Source organism: Thalassospira sp. MCCC 1A02491 (genome assembly GCF_001613785.1).
Lineage (GTDB): Bacteria > Pseudomonadota > Alphaproteobacteria > Rhodospirillales > Thalassospiraceae > Thalassospira > Thalassospira povalilytica.
In genome coordinates this window covers 69,466-83,888 of sequence record NZ_LPVX01000003.1, presented here as the reverse complement: position 1 = coordinate 83,888, position 14,423 = coordinate 69,466, and the positions used below count along the sequence as shown (strand labels likewise).

12 protein-coding genes are annotated in these 14,423 nt (G+C 55.2%); 4 read left to right on the top strand and 8 right to left on the bottom strand.

The genetic code is table 11. The features are described 5' to 3' along the window. The first annotated feature begins 218 nt into the window (after nucleotides 1-218). Complete coding sequence (locus tag AUQ42_RS01850) at nucleotides 219-1,916, top strand: PAS domain-containing methyl-accepting chemotaxis protein (protein WP_068517255.1); 1,698 nt, start codon at nucleotides 219-221, stop codon at nucleotides 1,914-1,916. 256 nt (nucleotides 1,917-2,172) lie between these two features. Here the strand turns inward: AUQ42_RS01850 and AUQ42_RS01845 are convergent, their stop codons facing one another. The 3 genes from AUQ42_RS01845 to ubiA all read right to left on the bottom strand — a co-directional run bounded on the left by AUQ42_RS01845 (nucleotide 2,173) and on the right by ubiA (nucleotide 5,915). After that, nucleotides 2,173-2,880, bottom strand: coding sequence for a methyltransferase (locus AUQ42_RS01845; RefSeq protein ID WP_068517254.1), 708 nt, complete (start codon nucleotides 2,878-2,880; stop codon nucleotides 2,173-2,175). A gap of 69 nt (nucleotides 2,881-2,949) precedes the next feature. After that, nucleotides 2,950-4,749: a sodium:proton antiporter gene (locus AUQ42_RS01840; RefSeq protein ID WP_068517253.1), complete on the bottom strand. Its 1,800-nt coding sequence runs from the start codon at nucleotides 4,747-4,749 to the stop codon at nucleotides 2,950-2,952. Nucleotides 4,750-4,961: 212 nt separating this feature from the next. After that, the gene (gene ubiA, locus AUQ42_RS01835; protein WP_068517305.1) at nucleotides 4,962-5,915 is read right to left on the bottom strand and encodes a 4-hydroxybenzoate octaprenyltransferase; all 954 of its coding nucleotides are present in this window, start codon (nucleotides 5,913-5,915) and stop codon (nucleotides 4,962-4,964) included. A 73-nt stretch (nucleotides 5,916-5,988) separates the two neighbouring features. On the opposite strand from ubiA, the gene AUQ42_RS01830 reads away from it, so the two are divergent. Beyond that, nucleotides 5,989-6,789, top strand: a complete 801-nt coding sequence (locus tag AUQ42_RS01830; protein WP_068517252.1) for a 16S rRNA (uracil(1498)-N(3))-methyltransferase — start codon at nucleotides 5,989-5,991, stop codon at nucleotides 6,787-6,789. Between the two features lie 11 nt (nucleotides 6,790-6,800). Beyond that, the gene (locus AUQ42_RS01825; protein WP_068517251.1) at nucleotides 6,801-8,171 is read left to right on the top strand and encodes a glutamate--cysteine ligase; all 1,371 of its coding nucleotides are present in this window, start codon (nucleotides 6,801-6,803) and stop codon (nucleotides 8,169-8,171) included. A gap of 81 nt (nucleotides 8,172-8,252) precedes the next feature. Here AUQ42_RS01825 and glpD read toward each other — a convergent pair whose 3' ends face one another. From glpD to phnD, 5 genes are all read right to left on the bottom strand, one after another. After that, the gene (glpD, locus tag AUQ42_RS01820; RefSeq protein WP_068517250.1) at nucleotides 8,253-9,773 is read right to left on the bottom strand and encodes a glycerol-3-phosphate dehydrogenase; all 1,521 of its coding nucleotides are present in this window, start codon (nucleotides 9,771-9,773) and stop codon (nucleotides 8,253-8,255) included. A gap of 1 nt (nucleotide 9,774) precedes the next feature. Further along, a complete protein-coding gene (phnE, locus tag AUQ42_RS01815) occupies nucleotides 9,775-10,599 on the bottom strand; it encodes a phosphonate ABC transporter, permease protein PhnE (RefSeq protein WP_068517249.1) in 825 nt (274 codons plus the stop codon). Further along, on the bottom strand, nucleotides 10,593-11,399 hold the full coding sequence (phnE, locus tag AUQ42_RS01810) for a phosphonate ABC transporter, permease protein PhnE (RefSeq protein ID WP_068517248.1): 807 nt from the start codon (nucleotides 11,397-11,399) through the stop codon (nucleotides 10,593-10,595). The genes phnE (AUQ42_RS01815) and phnE (AUQ42_RS01810) overlap by 7 nt, the downstream gene beginning before the upstream one ends. Then, on the bottom strand, nucleotides 11,396-12,193 hold the full coding sequence (gene phnC, locus AUQ42_RS01805; protein ID WP_068517247.1) for a phosphonate ABC transporter ATP-binding protein: 798 nt from the start codon (nucleotides 12,191-12,193) through the stop codon (nucleotides 11,396-11,398). The genes phnE (AUQ42_RS01810) and phnC overlap by 4 nt, the downstream gene beginning before the upstream one ends. Before the next feature lie 85 nt (nucleotides 12,194-12,278). Continuing rightward, nucleotides 12,279-13,247, bottom strand: a complete 969-nt coding sequence (phnD, locus tag AUQ42_RS01800; RefSeq protein ID WP_228194372.1) for a phosphate/phosphite/phosphonate ABC transporter substrate-binding protein — start codon at nucleotides 13,245-13,247, stop codon at nucleotides 12,279-12,281. Between the two features lie 228 nt (nucleotides 13,248-13,475). On the opposite strand from phnD, the gene AUQ42_RS01795 reads away from it, so the two are divergent. Then, complete coding sequence (locus AUQ42_RS01795; protein ID WP_068517245.1) at nucleotides 13,476-14,279, top strand: DeoR/GlpR family DNA-binding transcription regulator; 804 nt, start codon at nucleotides 13,476-13,478, stop codon at nucleotides 14,277-14,279. Nucleotides 14,280-14,423: the final 144 nt, after the last annotated feature.

Below are 14,423 nucleotides of genomic sequence, written 5' to 3'. Positions count from 1 at the left end.
TAAATACTTCTGTGAAATCCGGTAAGCCGTCCAAAGAACGGTGTATTCAACCGGTTGATTTCGGAATGAGCGGTTGAATTGTAATTTCAAAGGTACCAATTGTGCAGCAAGGGTACCGAAATTTGGGTGAATCAATCTGGGAGAATGCCGACGACGCGGTTTGCGTGCGTTATGTGTTCGCGTGCGTGTTTCACGCTTCGTGATTAAGGGAGAACTAAATGTTTGGCTCTGGTTCTGATGACCGTCATATCGTTCAGGCTATCAAGCAGTCACAAGGTACGATCGAATTTACGCTCGATGGTAAAATCCTTGATGCAAACAAGAATTTTCTGGATCTGGTCGGATATGATCTGTCAGAGGTGCGTGGCAATCACCACAGCATGTTTGTTGATCCGGAGTTCGCCAGAAGTGCGGAATACAAGAATTTCTGGGACCGCCTGAAGGGCGGGGAATCCTTCACCGCCGAATTTCAGAGGTTCGGCAAGGGTGGCAAGGAAATCTGGATCCAGGCGACCTATAATTCGGTCAAAGGCAGCAATGGCAAACCCTATAAGGTGTTCAAGGTTGCAAGTGATGTCACTGCACAGAAATTGCAGGCCGCCGACTATGCCGGGCAGATTGACGCCATCAGCAAGTCGCAAGCCGTGATTGAATTTGATCTTAAGGGCAATATCCTTAATGCCAACGAGAATTTCCTTGTGACGATGGGCTACAAGCTGTCGGAGATCAAAGGAAAGCATCACCAGATCTTTGTTGATCCGGCCTATGCCAAAAGCGACGAATACAAGGATTTCTGGAAACAGCTTGCCGCGGGCAAGCATCTGATGGCTGAATATCAGCGGTTTGGCAAAGGCGGCAAGGAAGTCTGGATCCAGGCCAGCTATAACCCGATCTTTGATATGGCCGGGCGGCCGTTCAAGGTGGTGAAATACGCCACCGACATTACCGAGCAAAAGCTTCAGGCGGCCAACTTTGCCGGACAGATCGAAGCAATCCACAAATCACAAGCCGTCATTTCGTTTGAAATGGATGGCACTATCCGCAATGCCAATGCCAATTTCCTCAATGCGATGGGATATAGCTATGACGAGGTGATCGGCAAGCATCACAGCATCTTCATGGACCCGGCCGAAGCCCAAAGCACCGAATACAAGGAATTCTGGGATGCCTTGCGGCGCGGGGAGCACAAGGTTGCCGAATTCCGGCGCTTTGGCAAAGGCGGCAAGGAAGTCTGGATTCAGGCCAGCTATAACCCGGTGATGGATATGAACGGGCGTCCGATCAAGGTGGTGAAATATGCGACCGACATCACCAAGCAGATCTATGCCCGCCGCAAGGCCAAGGATTTGGCCGAAGGATCAAGCACCAGCGCCGAAGCCGTGGCCAGCGCATCCGAGGAAATGCTGGCAGCCATTCAGGAAATCAGCGAAAGCATGCACCGGTCTCAAATCGCGATGAACGATATCGTGTCCAAGACCGAAGAAGCCAACGAAGTACGTGCCGATCTGGAAACCACGTCGGAATCGATGGCGGGCGTGGTTCAGATCATCCGTGATCTGGCTGAACAGGTGAACCTGCTTGCGCTTAACGCGACGATCGAAGCCGCGCGCGCTGGTGAAGCAGGCAAGGGCTTTGCCGTGGTCGCAGGCGAGGTCAAAAACCTTGCCAACCAGACCGCCAAGGCTACCGATGAAATCGAAACCCAGATCGAAGCGATGATGAATATTACCAAGCGGGTGGTTGCGTCGACCGCCGGGATTTCGACATCGGCGGAATCGGTCAGCAGCTATGTCGATTCCATCGCATCAGCCGTCGAGGAACAAACAAGCGTCACCCAGGATATTTCCAAGAATATCCAGTTTGTCTTTAACGGGATTTCCGAACTGAATGATTGTGTGAAAAGCATCGCGAGCTGACCCACAACAAATATCCCTGATCACGCAAAAGCCCGACGGTCCCAAAGACGGTCGGGCTTTTTTCAGGCGATCTGCAAAGCGTCCCAGAGCCGTTTCCGTTTAGAATGCCCGGCCCGTAGGGGCCGCAAGGTCCGCAGGCTTCAGTTTGGCGATGTTTTGCGGCGTTACACCGTTTGAACGGTGCCCAGCGTTGTGCCTGCCAAACAATTTGCCAAACACGACCGAAACGCTTCAATCTAACGAAACAGAAATTGCCCTAGCCGCGATCGGGCAACAGTTGCCAGATGCGGGTGAATTTGGTGTCGGCATCTTCGACCGCGACATCGACGGGCACATCATATGTTTCGAGCTCGTCAATATTGTGGGTCGGCGCATAGGTCCGGCCCGGATCGGCCAGAATGACCCGGGTGCCAAGACGGGCTTCGGCCATCAGCCATTGCAGAACCGCATTTGCCATATCCTGCTGATAGCAGACATCGCCGGCAAAAATCACATCCCAGCGTTTCTGTGGGGCGCTGGTGCCGACAAAATTGTCCGTCGTGGTGGCAAATTCGACACCGTTGCGTTTGGCATTGAGGCGCGTGGCGGTGATGGCCACCGGATCAATGTCATTTGCCGTGATGTCCGCCGCATCCGCCATCACACAGGCAATCGCCTGCATGCCGCCGCCGCAAGCAAAATCAAGCACCCGCTTGCCACGCACCAGTTCGGGATGGTCCAGAATATAGCGCGTGATTGCCTGCCCGCCGGGCCAGGCAAAGGCCCAATAGGGGGGCGGGATATCAAGGATGCCCAGAATATCCTCGGTCGCCTGCCACAGTGGCGTGATATGGGTCGCCAGATACATTTCGATTTCCGGCGCCAGCGGCACGCGCGCGGGCACGGTGAAAGTTTCGATCAGATCGGCAAATTGCGGATCATCGACATTTGGCACCAGGGCATCGGCAAAGATGTTATCGGTCATGCTGGGCTGCTTTGACTATGAACATTTGCGCCGGAGTAACGGCTTTGCCGATCTTGGGCAAGCAGTTCTTCATGATGCGGTTTCGGTTTCAGCCATCCCGAGATACAGGATCACATCACGCGGTTTGGCTTTGGGAATTTCGGTTCCCAGAAACAGCTGGTTGCCGCGCACCATGGCAAGAACGGTGGGCGCTTCGTCATGCAGGGCAATAAAATCGTCCCAGCCAAAGCTGTCGGTGAACCGTGTCTGACGGACAGAAACGCCGCTGCGATAATCATAGCGGATGTCATCGGTGGTCAGCGGTTTGGCACATAGCGGCAATCCGCCAAGTGTCTGGCTGGCGCTATGACGGCTGCGATCATCCGACCCGCGATGAATGCCGGTCTGGAAGACGGAGCGTCGCCCGAATTCCGGGGCGAAGTCGGTGCAAACCAGCGTGTTATAGGCATCATTGTCGGTGGCCGCGATCAGTTTGCCCAATGCGCTGGTATCAAGGTGATGTTCAAACACCTCGGACAGGACTTCACCGTAAAATGTCGTCAGGCCCGCTTCACGTGCCGGGCGCAAGGCGTGCCAGCGTGAATCTGTCACCACCACCGGAATATCAAGTTCATCAAGGCGGGTGGCCAGATCAATTGTCCATTGATGCGCACCGACAATCAGAACGCCGGGCGGACCATTGACCGCAAGATCAAGATAACGGGCCATCGGCCGGATCGAAAATCCGTGCAGAACCACGGTTGAAAACACCATGGCAAAGGCAAGCGGGATCAGAAGCGCCCCATCAGCATACCCAAGATGGACAAGCTCGGCGCCAAAAAGACCGGAAACAGCAACCGCGACAATCCCGCGCGGGGCGATCCAGCCGACCAGCAACCGTTCACGCCATTCAATCTTGGAAAAACTGAGCGCGCCAATGATCGAAACCGGACGCACAATCAACAACATTGCCGCCACAAACAGGCCATGGCCCAGGGTCAGTTCTTCGACCATCGACCATTTCAGGGTGGCGGTCAGAATGATAAAGACGCTTGAAACCAGAATGACCGTCAGGGTTTCCTTGAACCGGCGGATTTCATCAATTGCCATCAGATGAGCGTTGCCGATGACAAGGCCAAGAACAGTCACGGCCAAAAGACCGGTTTCTTCCTGAACGATATTGGCCCCGGCAAAACAGGTCAGCAACACGCCCAGAACCAGCGGCGCCTTGAGAAATTCCGGTATCCAGCCCCGGCGAAACACCTGGGCTGTGCAAATACCGGCAATCAGGCCGATGGCAATGGCGACAAGGATGTTAAAGGCCAGATGGCCGATCACACCACTTAGTCCGTTGCCATGTTCGGTGGCGACGATGATTTCATAGACCAAAACGGCAAACAGCGCCCCGATCGGGTCATTGACGATGCCTTCCCATTTCAGAAGTGTGCTGGGATGTTTGGCCAGACGGGCATGACGCAACAGCGGGGCAATCACGGTCGGGCCGGTCACAATCATGATGCCGCCAAACAGGGCCGCAACCGGCCAGCTCAGCCCGGCCAGATAATGGGCGGCAAAAGCACCAAGCAACCATGCCAGAAGCGGGGCAATCGTCGTCAGGCGCAATATGCCGCTGACACTGTGGCGCAATTCGCGGAAATCAAGCGCCAGACCGCCTTCAAACAGGATCACGGCAACGGCAACCGCAACAAGGGGCTGCAATAGCGGACCAAAATCGGCAACCGGATCAAGAAGCCCGGTCCCCGGTCCAAGAATAAGCCCAAGTGCAGACAGCAACACAATGGCCGGCACACCTGCGCGCCAGGCAAACCATTGTGCGCCAACGCCAGCCAGGATCAAGCTTGCAATCATCAAGGCAATCGGTGCGGCCATCTATGCGCCTCTGTTGTTGGTATCAGTTAATCGAAAAAGGTTTCAGACAGATGGTGTCTGGTTTCCAAAAACCTATAGGGCGCGTTCAATTCAATTGGCTGAAATTGCACAAAAACTTTCGACCCGGTCGCGCCCGATCATCCCGCAGGCAAAGCCCACAGTTTTCTTAGCATCTTTTGGCCGTGTGCAATCCTTACAAACCTGTGACGCTATCAGGCAGCAGCAATCAGATGCGAAAGAACGATGGCCACAAGAACCAGAAGTCCATAGTCGCGATTTGATTTGAAACGTCGCAGGCAATTGGCCGCATCATCGAGTTTGACGGTTGCAACCTGCCAGCCAAGATGAATGCCCGCCAGACCCAGCAAGATGAAATAGGACCAGTGCAGATCGGCCAGCATTCCGGAAATGCCCAGCAACAGCGTGGTCAGGGTATAGAAACCCTTGGCCCATTTCGGGGTGTCATCCCCCAGACGCAGGGCAAGGGATTTGAGCCCGATCTTGGCATCATCATCCTTGTCCTGATGGGCATAGATGGTGTCATAGCCAAGCGTCCAGAAAAAGCCCGCCGCATACATGGCAACCGCAGCCGGTTCGACCGTGCCGGTAACCGCCGCCCAGCCAACCAGCGCGCCCCAGTTAAACGCAAGTCCCAGAACCGATTGCGGCCAGTAGGTGTATCGTTTCATGAACGGATAAACGATGATGATCGGGATCGAACACAGCCCGACAATGATCGCCTCAATCCGGAATTGCACCAGAATGGCCAGGCCCAGCAACATCATGAACCCAAGAAACAGCAAGGCCTGCCAGACCTTGACCTGACCGCTGGGAAGCGGACGGGTGATGGTACGTTCGACCTTGCCGTCAAAATTGCGATCGGCCAGATCATTGATGACACAGCCCGCACCACGCATAATCACTGCACCAAGCCCGAACAGGGTCATCATGATCACGATCTGTTTGGCATCGACGCCCGGTGTGATGCCGCCTGCCATGGCTGTTGACCACCAGCACGGCAATAACAGAAGCCAGGTGCCGATCGGGCGATCAAGACGCAGCAGCTTGAGATACGGCCGTATGGGCACGGGCATATAGCGGTCAATCCAACCATCTGCCGGCATGTCGTTTTTGGTATTCTGTATTGGTTGGTTGACCTGTGTCATAATTGGCCTATCTAACGATTTAATCTTATAAAATCCCGGCGCGACCATTGCCCGGGCATCTTTGGGGACATCCATGACCGCAGACGCCACCCGCGCCCGTCAACGCCTTTTCGTTCACGATCCTATCACGGCCGGTTGCGAGATCGAACTTGCTCCTGAACAGTCTCATTACCTTGAACATGTGATGCGTCTCAAGCCCGGAACGCCTGTTAAGATTTTTAACGGTCTGGATGGCGAGTGGCTAGGCACGATCAGCGAACTTCGCAAAAAGAAGGGGCGCATCACCGCAGAGACCCGATTGCGTGAACAGGGGACCGAAACCGGACCGACTCTTGTCTTTGCACCGATCAAAAAGCAGCGGCTTGATTTCCTGATTGAAAAATCGGTTGAGCTGGGTGTCGGAAAACTTCAACCCATCATCACCCAGCATGGCATCACCGACAAGGTGCGCCTTGACCGGTTGCAGGCACAGGTGATCGAGGCCGCCGAACAATGCGAACGCCTGACTGTGCCCGAAATTGCCGCCCCGGTACGGTTGCTTGACTGGGTCGCAAACGGTGCTGAAAATCACCATGTTCTGTTCTGTGACGAAACAGGAACCGGGTCACCAATTGGTGAAGTGTTAAGTCAGCTATTGGCAAAGGGCGCTGGCTCGGTTATCGACAATACCAATGTTGTTAACCATGCACTCGTGATTGGACCTGAAGGCGGCTTTAGCGCCGACGAACTTGAACGTATCCGCAAACAGCCTTTTGCAACGCCTGTCAGTCTCGGCCCGCGCATCCTGCGTGCCGAAACAGCGGCAATTGCTGCATTGGCGGTATTTCAGGATCGCATCGGCGATTGGTCGCACCGGCCAGTTACGAGAGATTAGGGGAAGCCCTTATGACTGTCAGCGCCTCCACTGGCGACAGCCCGGTTATTGAAAACCGGCGCCAGCTTGTCGAATGGTTTGAGTCCGGTTGTAAACCGAAAAGTGACTGGGCCATCGGCACCGAACACGAAAAATTCGCCTTCACCCGCGATGATCTTCGCCCGATCCCCTATGAGGGGGAACGCGGTGTCAAAACCCTGCTTAATGCCCTTGCCGAACGCTATGACTGGGAACCGATCATCGAGAACGGCAATGTCATCGCCCTGACCAAGGACAAATGTTCTGTGTCGCTTGAACCGGGCGGTCAGATCGAATTGTCGGGTGCCCCGCTTAAGAATATTCACCAGACCTGTGGTGAAGTTCATACGCACCTTCATGAATTGCGCGAAATTTGCGGTGATCTTGGCATCGACATGCTTGGTGTCGGTCATCAGCCGAAATGGTCGCGCGAAGATACCCCCTGGATGCCCAAAGGGCGTTACGGGATCATGCGCGACTATATGCCAAAGGTCGGCAAGCTTGGCCTTGATATGATGCTTCGGACCTCGACCATTCAGGTCAATCTGGATTTCAGTTCGGAAGCCGACATGGTCAAGAAGTTCAGAACGTCATTGGCACTTCAGCCGGTTGCGACCGCGCTGTTTGCGGCATCCCCGTTCGTCGATGGCAAGCCAAGCGGTTTCCTGTCGTCGCGATCCAATGTCTGGACCGATACCGATCCGGATCGTTGCGGCATGTTGCCATTCGTGTTCGAAGACGGTTTCGGCTTTGAACGTTATGTCGACTATATGCTTGATGTGCCAATGTATTTTGTCTATCGCGATGGCAAATACATCAATGCGGCAGGCAAGTCGTTCCGTGATTTCATGAATGGCAAACTTGATGTTGTTCCGGGCGAACGTCCGACCATGAATGATTGGTCCGATCACATGACCACCGCTTTCCCGGAAGTGCGCCTTAAGAAGTTTCTGGAAATGCGCGGGGCCGATGGTGGTCCGTGGAAACGCATTTGTGCCTTGCCGGCCCTTTGGGTCGGGCTTCTTTATGATGATGCTGCCCTTGATGCGGCCTGGGAACTGGTCAAGGACCTGTCGGTTGAGGAACGCGAAGCCCTTCGCAATGATGTGCCGCGCACGGCCCTTGCGACCAGGTTCAAGAATGGCACGGTGCAGGACCTGTCGAAGGATGTTCTGGCGGTTGCCAGACAGGGTCTTCAGGCGCGTGGCCGCATGGATGGCTATGGCGATGATGAAAGCCACTTCCTGGACAGTCTTGACGACGTCGCCCAAAGCGGCCGGACCCTGGCCGAGGAATTTCTTGATAAATACGAAACCGAATGGAACGGGTCGGTCGATCCGCTCTTTAAGGAATACGCCTATTAAGGGGATCGCGATCCCGTATCGGCAAAAAAGGGCAGTGAAATCACTGCCCTTTTTTCATGTGTCGATTGTCGATACGACGGCTTACTGTGCAGCCTGACCAAGTCGGGCTTGGGTGGCAAACCAATGATGGACAGCATCGATCTGATCAGGCTGCATCCCGAGACCAAGCTTGGTTCTGCGCCACAGGACGTCGTCTGCGTCACAGGCCCATTCATTGGCAATCAGGTAGTGCAGTTCAGCTTCATACAGGTTTGGGGCAACCTGTTGACCCAATTGCGCCACTGACGTGGCAGTACCCAGAACGGTTCTGATTGCGGTGCCATAACAGCGTGCAAGGCGTTCAAGCAGCGGTTGGGGCAACCAGTCAAACTCTGTGCGAAGATCACCCAGGAAACGGTCATAGTCGCCATCTGCCATATCCCCGCCCGGCAGGGTTGCCGATGCGGTCCAGTCGGGGGCCTTGTTGCCAAGGACCGGGGCCAGTTTTTGCATCGCATGTTCGGCAAGCTTGCGATATGTCGTGATCTTTCCGCCGTAAATCGACAGGATGGCCGGCGCGGTGCCCCCAGTGCCGGTATCAAGATCAAACACATAGTCGCGGGTCACGGCAGATGCATTGGCATTCTTGTCGTCATAAAGCGGCCTGACCCCGGAATAGTCCCAGACAACATCATCGCGTGTCAGCGGCGTTGCCAGATAGCCATTGACCAGATCAAGCAGGTAATCGACTTCCTGATCGCTGATCTTTACCTGTGCCGGGTCCCCGTCATAGGGCACATCGGTCGTGCCGATCAGGCTGTAATCGCGCTGATAGGGGATGGCAAAGGCAATGCGGCCATCGTCATTCTGGAAGATATAGCAATGATCATGGTCATGGATGCGCGGCACGATGATATGGCTGCCCTTGACCAGTCGAAGACCGGCGGCCTTGTCGCCAAGACCGGCATTTTCCACCATCTGCGTTACCCATGGTCCCGCGGCATTGACAATCGCGCGCGCCTTGACGGTGCGTTGCGATCCGTCGGCCTGCGTCAGTTCGGTCGTCCAGTGGTCAATTTGGCGCGACAGGCTTGTGCATTTGGTGCGCGTGCAGATTTCGGCACCGCGCGCCATGGCATCCTGCGCATTGAGAACCACCAGACGGGCATCATCAACCCAGCAATCCGAATAGGAAAAGGCACGGGTGAATTGCGGCTTTAACGGGCTGCCTTCCGGGGTTCCGGGCAGTGACAGGGCCTTTGATCCCGGCAGTCGTTTGCGTTTCGCCAGATGGTCATACAGAAACAGACCGGCACGCAGCATCCATTGCGGACGCAAACCCTTGTGATGGGGCAGAACGAATGTCAAAGGCCAGATGATATGCGGGGCAGCAGCCAGAAGAACTTCGCGTTCCTGAAGAGCTTCACGCACCAGTCGGAACTCGTAATGTTCCAGATATCGCAGGCCGCCATGAATGAGTTTGGTCGAAGAAGAAGAGGTGGCCGAGGCAAGGTCGCGCTGTTCGACCAAAAGAACAGAAAGTCCGCGACCGGCGGCATCACGTGCAATACCTGCACCATTGATGCCGCCGCCTACGACCAGAAGGTCGTATGTTTTATCCACGTCAGATCACCTTTTTACGCAGGTAAGCTGAAATGGCCTCGCCAATAATCACCAGACCGATGATCGCCAGAAGAATGGTGGCAACCGTCTGCCAGGCAAAGGTGTCAATCGCCCCCTGAAGGATGATCCCGATGCCGCCTGCACCGACCAGACCCAGAACCGTACTTTCACGCAGGTTGATGTCCCAGCGCAGAATGGACACGGCAAAGAAGGTCGGCATGACTTGCGGAATGATGCCATAGATCAGAATCTTGAAGCGCGACGCGCCAACAGATTCCAGGGCTTCGATCGGTGCGCGGTCGATTTCCTCGATCGCTTCGCCCAGCAATTTGCCAAGGAAACCAAGCGACCGGAAAATGATTGCCAGAATACCGGCAAGCACACCGGGGCCGAACACCGCCACAAACAGCAATGCCCAGATGATGGTGTTAACCGAACGCGACGACACCAGAATGAACCGGCCAAGCCACAGTGTGAAGCGGTTCGGTGTGGTGTTCTGGGCGGCGATCAGGGCAATCGGCAAGGACAGGAACACCGCAAAGAATGTCGCAATCGTTGCGATATTGACGGTTTCAAGCAGCGTCCATGCAATGTCTTTCCAGCCATCCAGTGATGGCGGGAACATACGTGCAAACAGATCGCCCATCTGTTCGGGCGCATCCCAAAGCCACGGCCAGATGATGTTGATGGTCGACAGTGACCAGACAACAGCCAGTGCAACCAGTGCCATGACACCATAGCGGCGCCAGCGTTCCTTGGTTGTGTAACGTGACCATTCGCGATGGGCGATTGCGTCCGGTCCGGTAGGTTGAGTGGTGGCTACCATAGGTTCCTCCTGATCCGGCCGCTGATGGCCTCGCTGACAAGGATCACACCGATGATGCAAAGGGTGATGGCCAGCGCAAAGTCATAGTCATATCGGCCAAACGCATTCAACAGCGTCGATCCGATGCCGCCTGCACCGACAATGCCGACAATCGCCGACGCACGCAGGTTGCTATCAAGCTGATAGATCGAAAGACCGATCTGACGAGGCATGATTTGCGGAATGACGGCATAAAGCAGGGTGACAAAGGTCGCACCACCCGCAGCACGGATGGCTTCGACCTGTCCCCAGTCGATTTCCTCGATCCGTTCGGCCAGCATTTTGGCAACAAAACCGATGGAATAGACCGTCAGGGTCAGGATACCGGCAAGCGGGCCGAAGCCGACTGCTTTGACAAACAGGATGGCGACAATGACCGGGTGGAAGGAACGGGCAACGATGATCACGCCACGCCCGATGGTATAAAGCCATTTCGGTGCGATGTTCGATGCCGATGCAAAGGCAATCGGAACGCTCAGTGCCAGACCCAGAAGGGTCGAAACAATGGCGATCTTGATGCTTTCCATAAAGCCGTCAAACAGCAGCTCGCCACGGATGAAGCTTGGCGGGAAGGCACCCTTGAAAATGCGAATGGCGCGCGGAACACCATCCTGGATACGGTCCCAGTCAAAGGGCAGGCTGGTCATAGCCCACCAGACATAGGCCACAGTCGCGATCAGAAGACCCCAGCGCAACACAGGGTTGGCAATAAAGGGTGGCTTCTTCCATGTGCGGCCCGTTGATTGAACGGTGCTGCTCATCGTGCTGCTACCTCGCGCAGGTGGGTGTTGCTTTCGGCACCACCGCGTTCTTCGGCCGGAACACCGGCATAGATTTCATCCATCGCATCATTGTTCAGATCGGTCGGTTCGCCGTCGAAAATGATGCGGCCAAACCGCATGCCGACGATGCGCTGGGTATATTCCTTGGCTTCGTTGACGTTATGGATGTTGATCAGAACCGGCAGATGCAGCTCGGACGCCAGGGCGCGCAGCAGTTCCATGATCTGGCGCGACGTTTTCGGGTCAAGCGACGCGGTCGGTTCGTCAGCCAGCAGGATTTCAGGTTCCTGCATCAGGGCGCGGACAACGCCAACACGCTGACGTTCGCCGCCGGAAAGTTCGTCGGCGCGTTTGTCGGCATAATGGGCGATCCCGACACGTTCCATCAGATGAAATGCACGGTCGATGTCTTCTTGCGGATATTTGCGGGTCACGGCACGCCACGCCGGAAGATAGCCAAGGCGCCCGGATTGAACATTTTCCATGACCGTCAGGCGGTCAATAAGGTTAAAGCCCTGGAACACCATGCCGATACGGCGGCGCGCCAGACGCAGCGCCTTTCCTTCAAGCTTGGTCAGTTCGGTGCCATTGAGTTCGATGGAGCCAGATGACGGCTCAACAAGGCGGTTGATACAGCGCAGAAGGGTACTTTTACCCGCCCCAGATGCGCCGATGATCGAAACCACGCTTTCGCCAGGTACTTCAAGGTTCAGGTTCTTCAACACTGCCTTTTCGTCGCCATAGCGTTTTACAAGTTCTTTGATACGCAGCATTGCGTTACCCCGGTTTGAATGGGAGACGACACAGGGCCACGGCAAGCCGGGCCCTGTGATGTTTTCGTCAATTGATTGAGGTGAATTATTTCAGGTTGTCCGGGGTGTATTTGACACCGTTGGCAGCCTGGATTTCACGAATGACGGCCCAGTCTTCCTGATAGGTGACCGGCAGGAACTTCGACACACCTTTGAATTCTTCACCAAGGGCGGTGCCCTTCATGTCGAAGGTAAAGAAGGCTTCCTTGATCTTTTCGATCAGTTCCGGCTTCAGGTTATAGGCATAGTTGAACGAAGTGGTCGGGAACGGCTTGCTTTCGTAGATGATCTTGACTTCTTTGGGATCATAAAGGTCGCGCTGGGCCATACGTTCGACAACTTCGGAGGCAACCGGGGCTGCGTCATAGTCACCGGCAACAACACCGAGGATCGACTGATCGTGGGAGCCGGAATAGACGACTTCGTAATCCTGTTCCGGAACAATACCCTGACCCGGAAGAAGGGCGCGCGGTGCCAGGTTGCCCGAGTTCGAGGTCGGCGAAGTGTGGGCAACACGCTTGCCTTTCAGGTCGGCCGGGGTGTTGATGCCGCTGTCAACGCGGGTGTAAAGCTGAAGCGTGTAACCGAAACGACCATCATCGCCACCCATCAGGGCGAACGGAACCGCACCGGCAAGGTTGACGGCAAACGGGGTCGGACCGGTCGAGAAGCCGGCAACATGCAGACGGCCGGAACGCATGGCTTCGACTTCGGCCGAGTTCGACTGAACCGCAAAGAAGTGAACGTCCTTGCCGGTTACTTTTTCAAGATGCTCAAGGAACGGCTCCCAGATGTCGGCATAAACGGCCGGGTCTTCGACCGGGGTATATGCAAAGACAAGGGTGTCGGGATCAACAAGCTGATCAGCGGGCGGTGCATCGGCAACCAGATCGCCATCCATGTCGCAATAAATCGGATCAAGATCGCCACGCGCGATGCAGTCGTCAGCCGCAGCTGCCGGGCTGGCGGCGAAGCCAAACATACCAACCGCAGCAAGCAGTGTGGTGAGTTTCAAAACGTCAGTTTTTTTCGGATGTGAAAACACGGCTACCGAACCTTTCTTCCCTGTGAACGCTGGATTTCAGCCATTTGTGATGTGGTTTTGTTGGTTTTATTGTTGCTTTTAACAACATTATGGGTTCGGAAAAGTTGAGAAATCAACATAAAACTGTAACAAAAGATTTCAGCAGAGATTGCTAGAATGCCTGTATCATCATGAAAGCCGCCAATATTCAAAGGGGATATGGCTTTGCGTTTGGGAAAAAAAGAACGCCAACAACGCATTCTCCATGAACTTCAGGTTCACCCGCATGTGAGAGTTGCCACATTGGCCGAGCGATTCGACGTGGCGACCGAAACAATTCGCCGCGATCTTGATGCGCTCAGCAACGAAGGCCTGATCAAGCGCGAGTTTGGCGGGGCATCGGCCCGGCCGATGGGCCACCAACCCGATCTGGCCGAACGCCAGTTATCCGCCGTTGCCGGGTTTGAACGGATTGGCATGCTGGCCGCGGATATGGTGCGTTCAGGCGATGTTGCGATGATCGATGCCGGATCAACCGTGGCACAGATCGCCCCGTTTCTTGCGGCACGGCGCAGCCCCTTGCCCCGGACCTTTTTGACCAATTGCTATGCGGTCGTGCAGGGCATGGCTGATCTTTGCGATTATGATGACGTCCTGATGTGCCCGGGTCAGTATGACCGGCGTGAAAATGCGGTTTACGGAACGGATACGGTTGAATATCTGCGTCGTTTTCATGCCAATATCGCCTTTATCGGGGCATCCGGCGTATCGCGTCAGGGATTTAGCGACGTCAACCGTCGCGCAGTTGCGGTCAAACGCGCCATGATGGAACGGTCAGACGAAACCTGGCTGATGGTGGATCACACCAAGTTCGATCAGCGCTATCTTGAAAATGTCGCGCCACTCGAAGATCTGACCGGGATCATAACCGACCGTGCCCCGGCCCCGGAAATCGCATCCCAGCTTGAACGGGCCGGCATCAGATTGCTGGCCTGGCAGGAACAGATGGAAAAGGCGGGCTAGGCCGATCGGGCAATAAATGCAAACAAATCTTATTTGCATTTGCCTTTGGGCATGTTCCGAACCATATTTCTGGGCGACGTCCCGCGTTGAAGCGCACGGGATTGTTGCACCGGGTTTCCCGCCCCGGTCAGTTTGACGTCTGAC

What these genes read in the sequence shown, in the direction of transcription:
- AUQ42_RS01825 (WP_068517251.1), top strand. Translation starts at nt 6,801, where the DNA reads ATGACTGTCAGCGCCTCCACTGGCGACAGCCCGGTTATTGAAAACCGG.
- AUQ42_RS01795 (WP_068517245.1), top strand. Translation starts at nt 13,476, where the DNA reads ATGGCTTTGCGTTTGGGAAAAAAAGAACGCCAACAACGCATTCTCCAT.
- AUQ42_RS01845 (WP_068517254.1), bottom strand. Translation starts at nt 2,880, where the DNA reads ATGACCGATAACATCTTTGCCGATGCCCTGGTGCCAAATGTCGATGAT.
- phnC (WP_068517247.1), bottom strand. Translation starts at nt 12,193, where the DNA reads ATGCTGCGTATCAAAGAACTTGTAAAACGCTATGGCGACGAAAAGGCA.
- AUQ42_RS01850 (WP_068517255.1), top strand. Translation starts at nt 219, where the DNA reads ATGTTTGGCTCTGGTTCTGATGACCGTCATATCGTTCAGGCTATCAAG.
- AUQ42_RS01840 (WP_068517253.1), bottom strand. Translation starts at nt 4,749, where the DNA reads ATGGCCGCACCGATTGCCTTGATGATTGCAAGCTTGATCCTGGCTGGC.
- ubiA (WP_068517305.1), bottom strand. Translation starts at nt 5,915, where the DNA reads ATGACACAGGTCAACCAACCAATACAGAATACCAAAAACGACATGCCG.
- phnE (WP_068517249.1), bottom strand. Translation starts at nt 10,599, where the DNA reads ATGGTAGCCACCACTCAACCTACCGGACCGGACGCAATCGCCCATCGC.
- AUQ42_RS01830 (WP_068517252.1), top strand. Translation starts at nt 5,989, where the DNA reads ATGACCGCAGACGCCACCCGCGCCCGTCAACGCCTTTTCGTTCACGAT.
- phnE (WP_068517248.1), bottom strand. Translation starts at nt 11,399, where the DNA reads ATGAGCAGCACCGTTCAATCAACGGGCCGCACATGGAAGAAGCCACCC.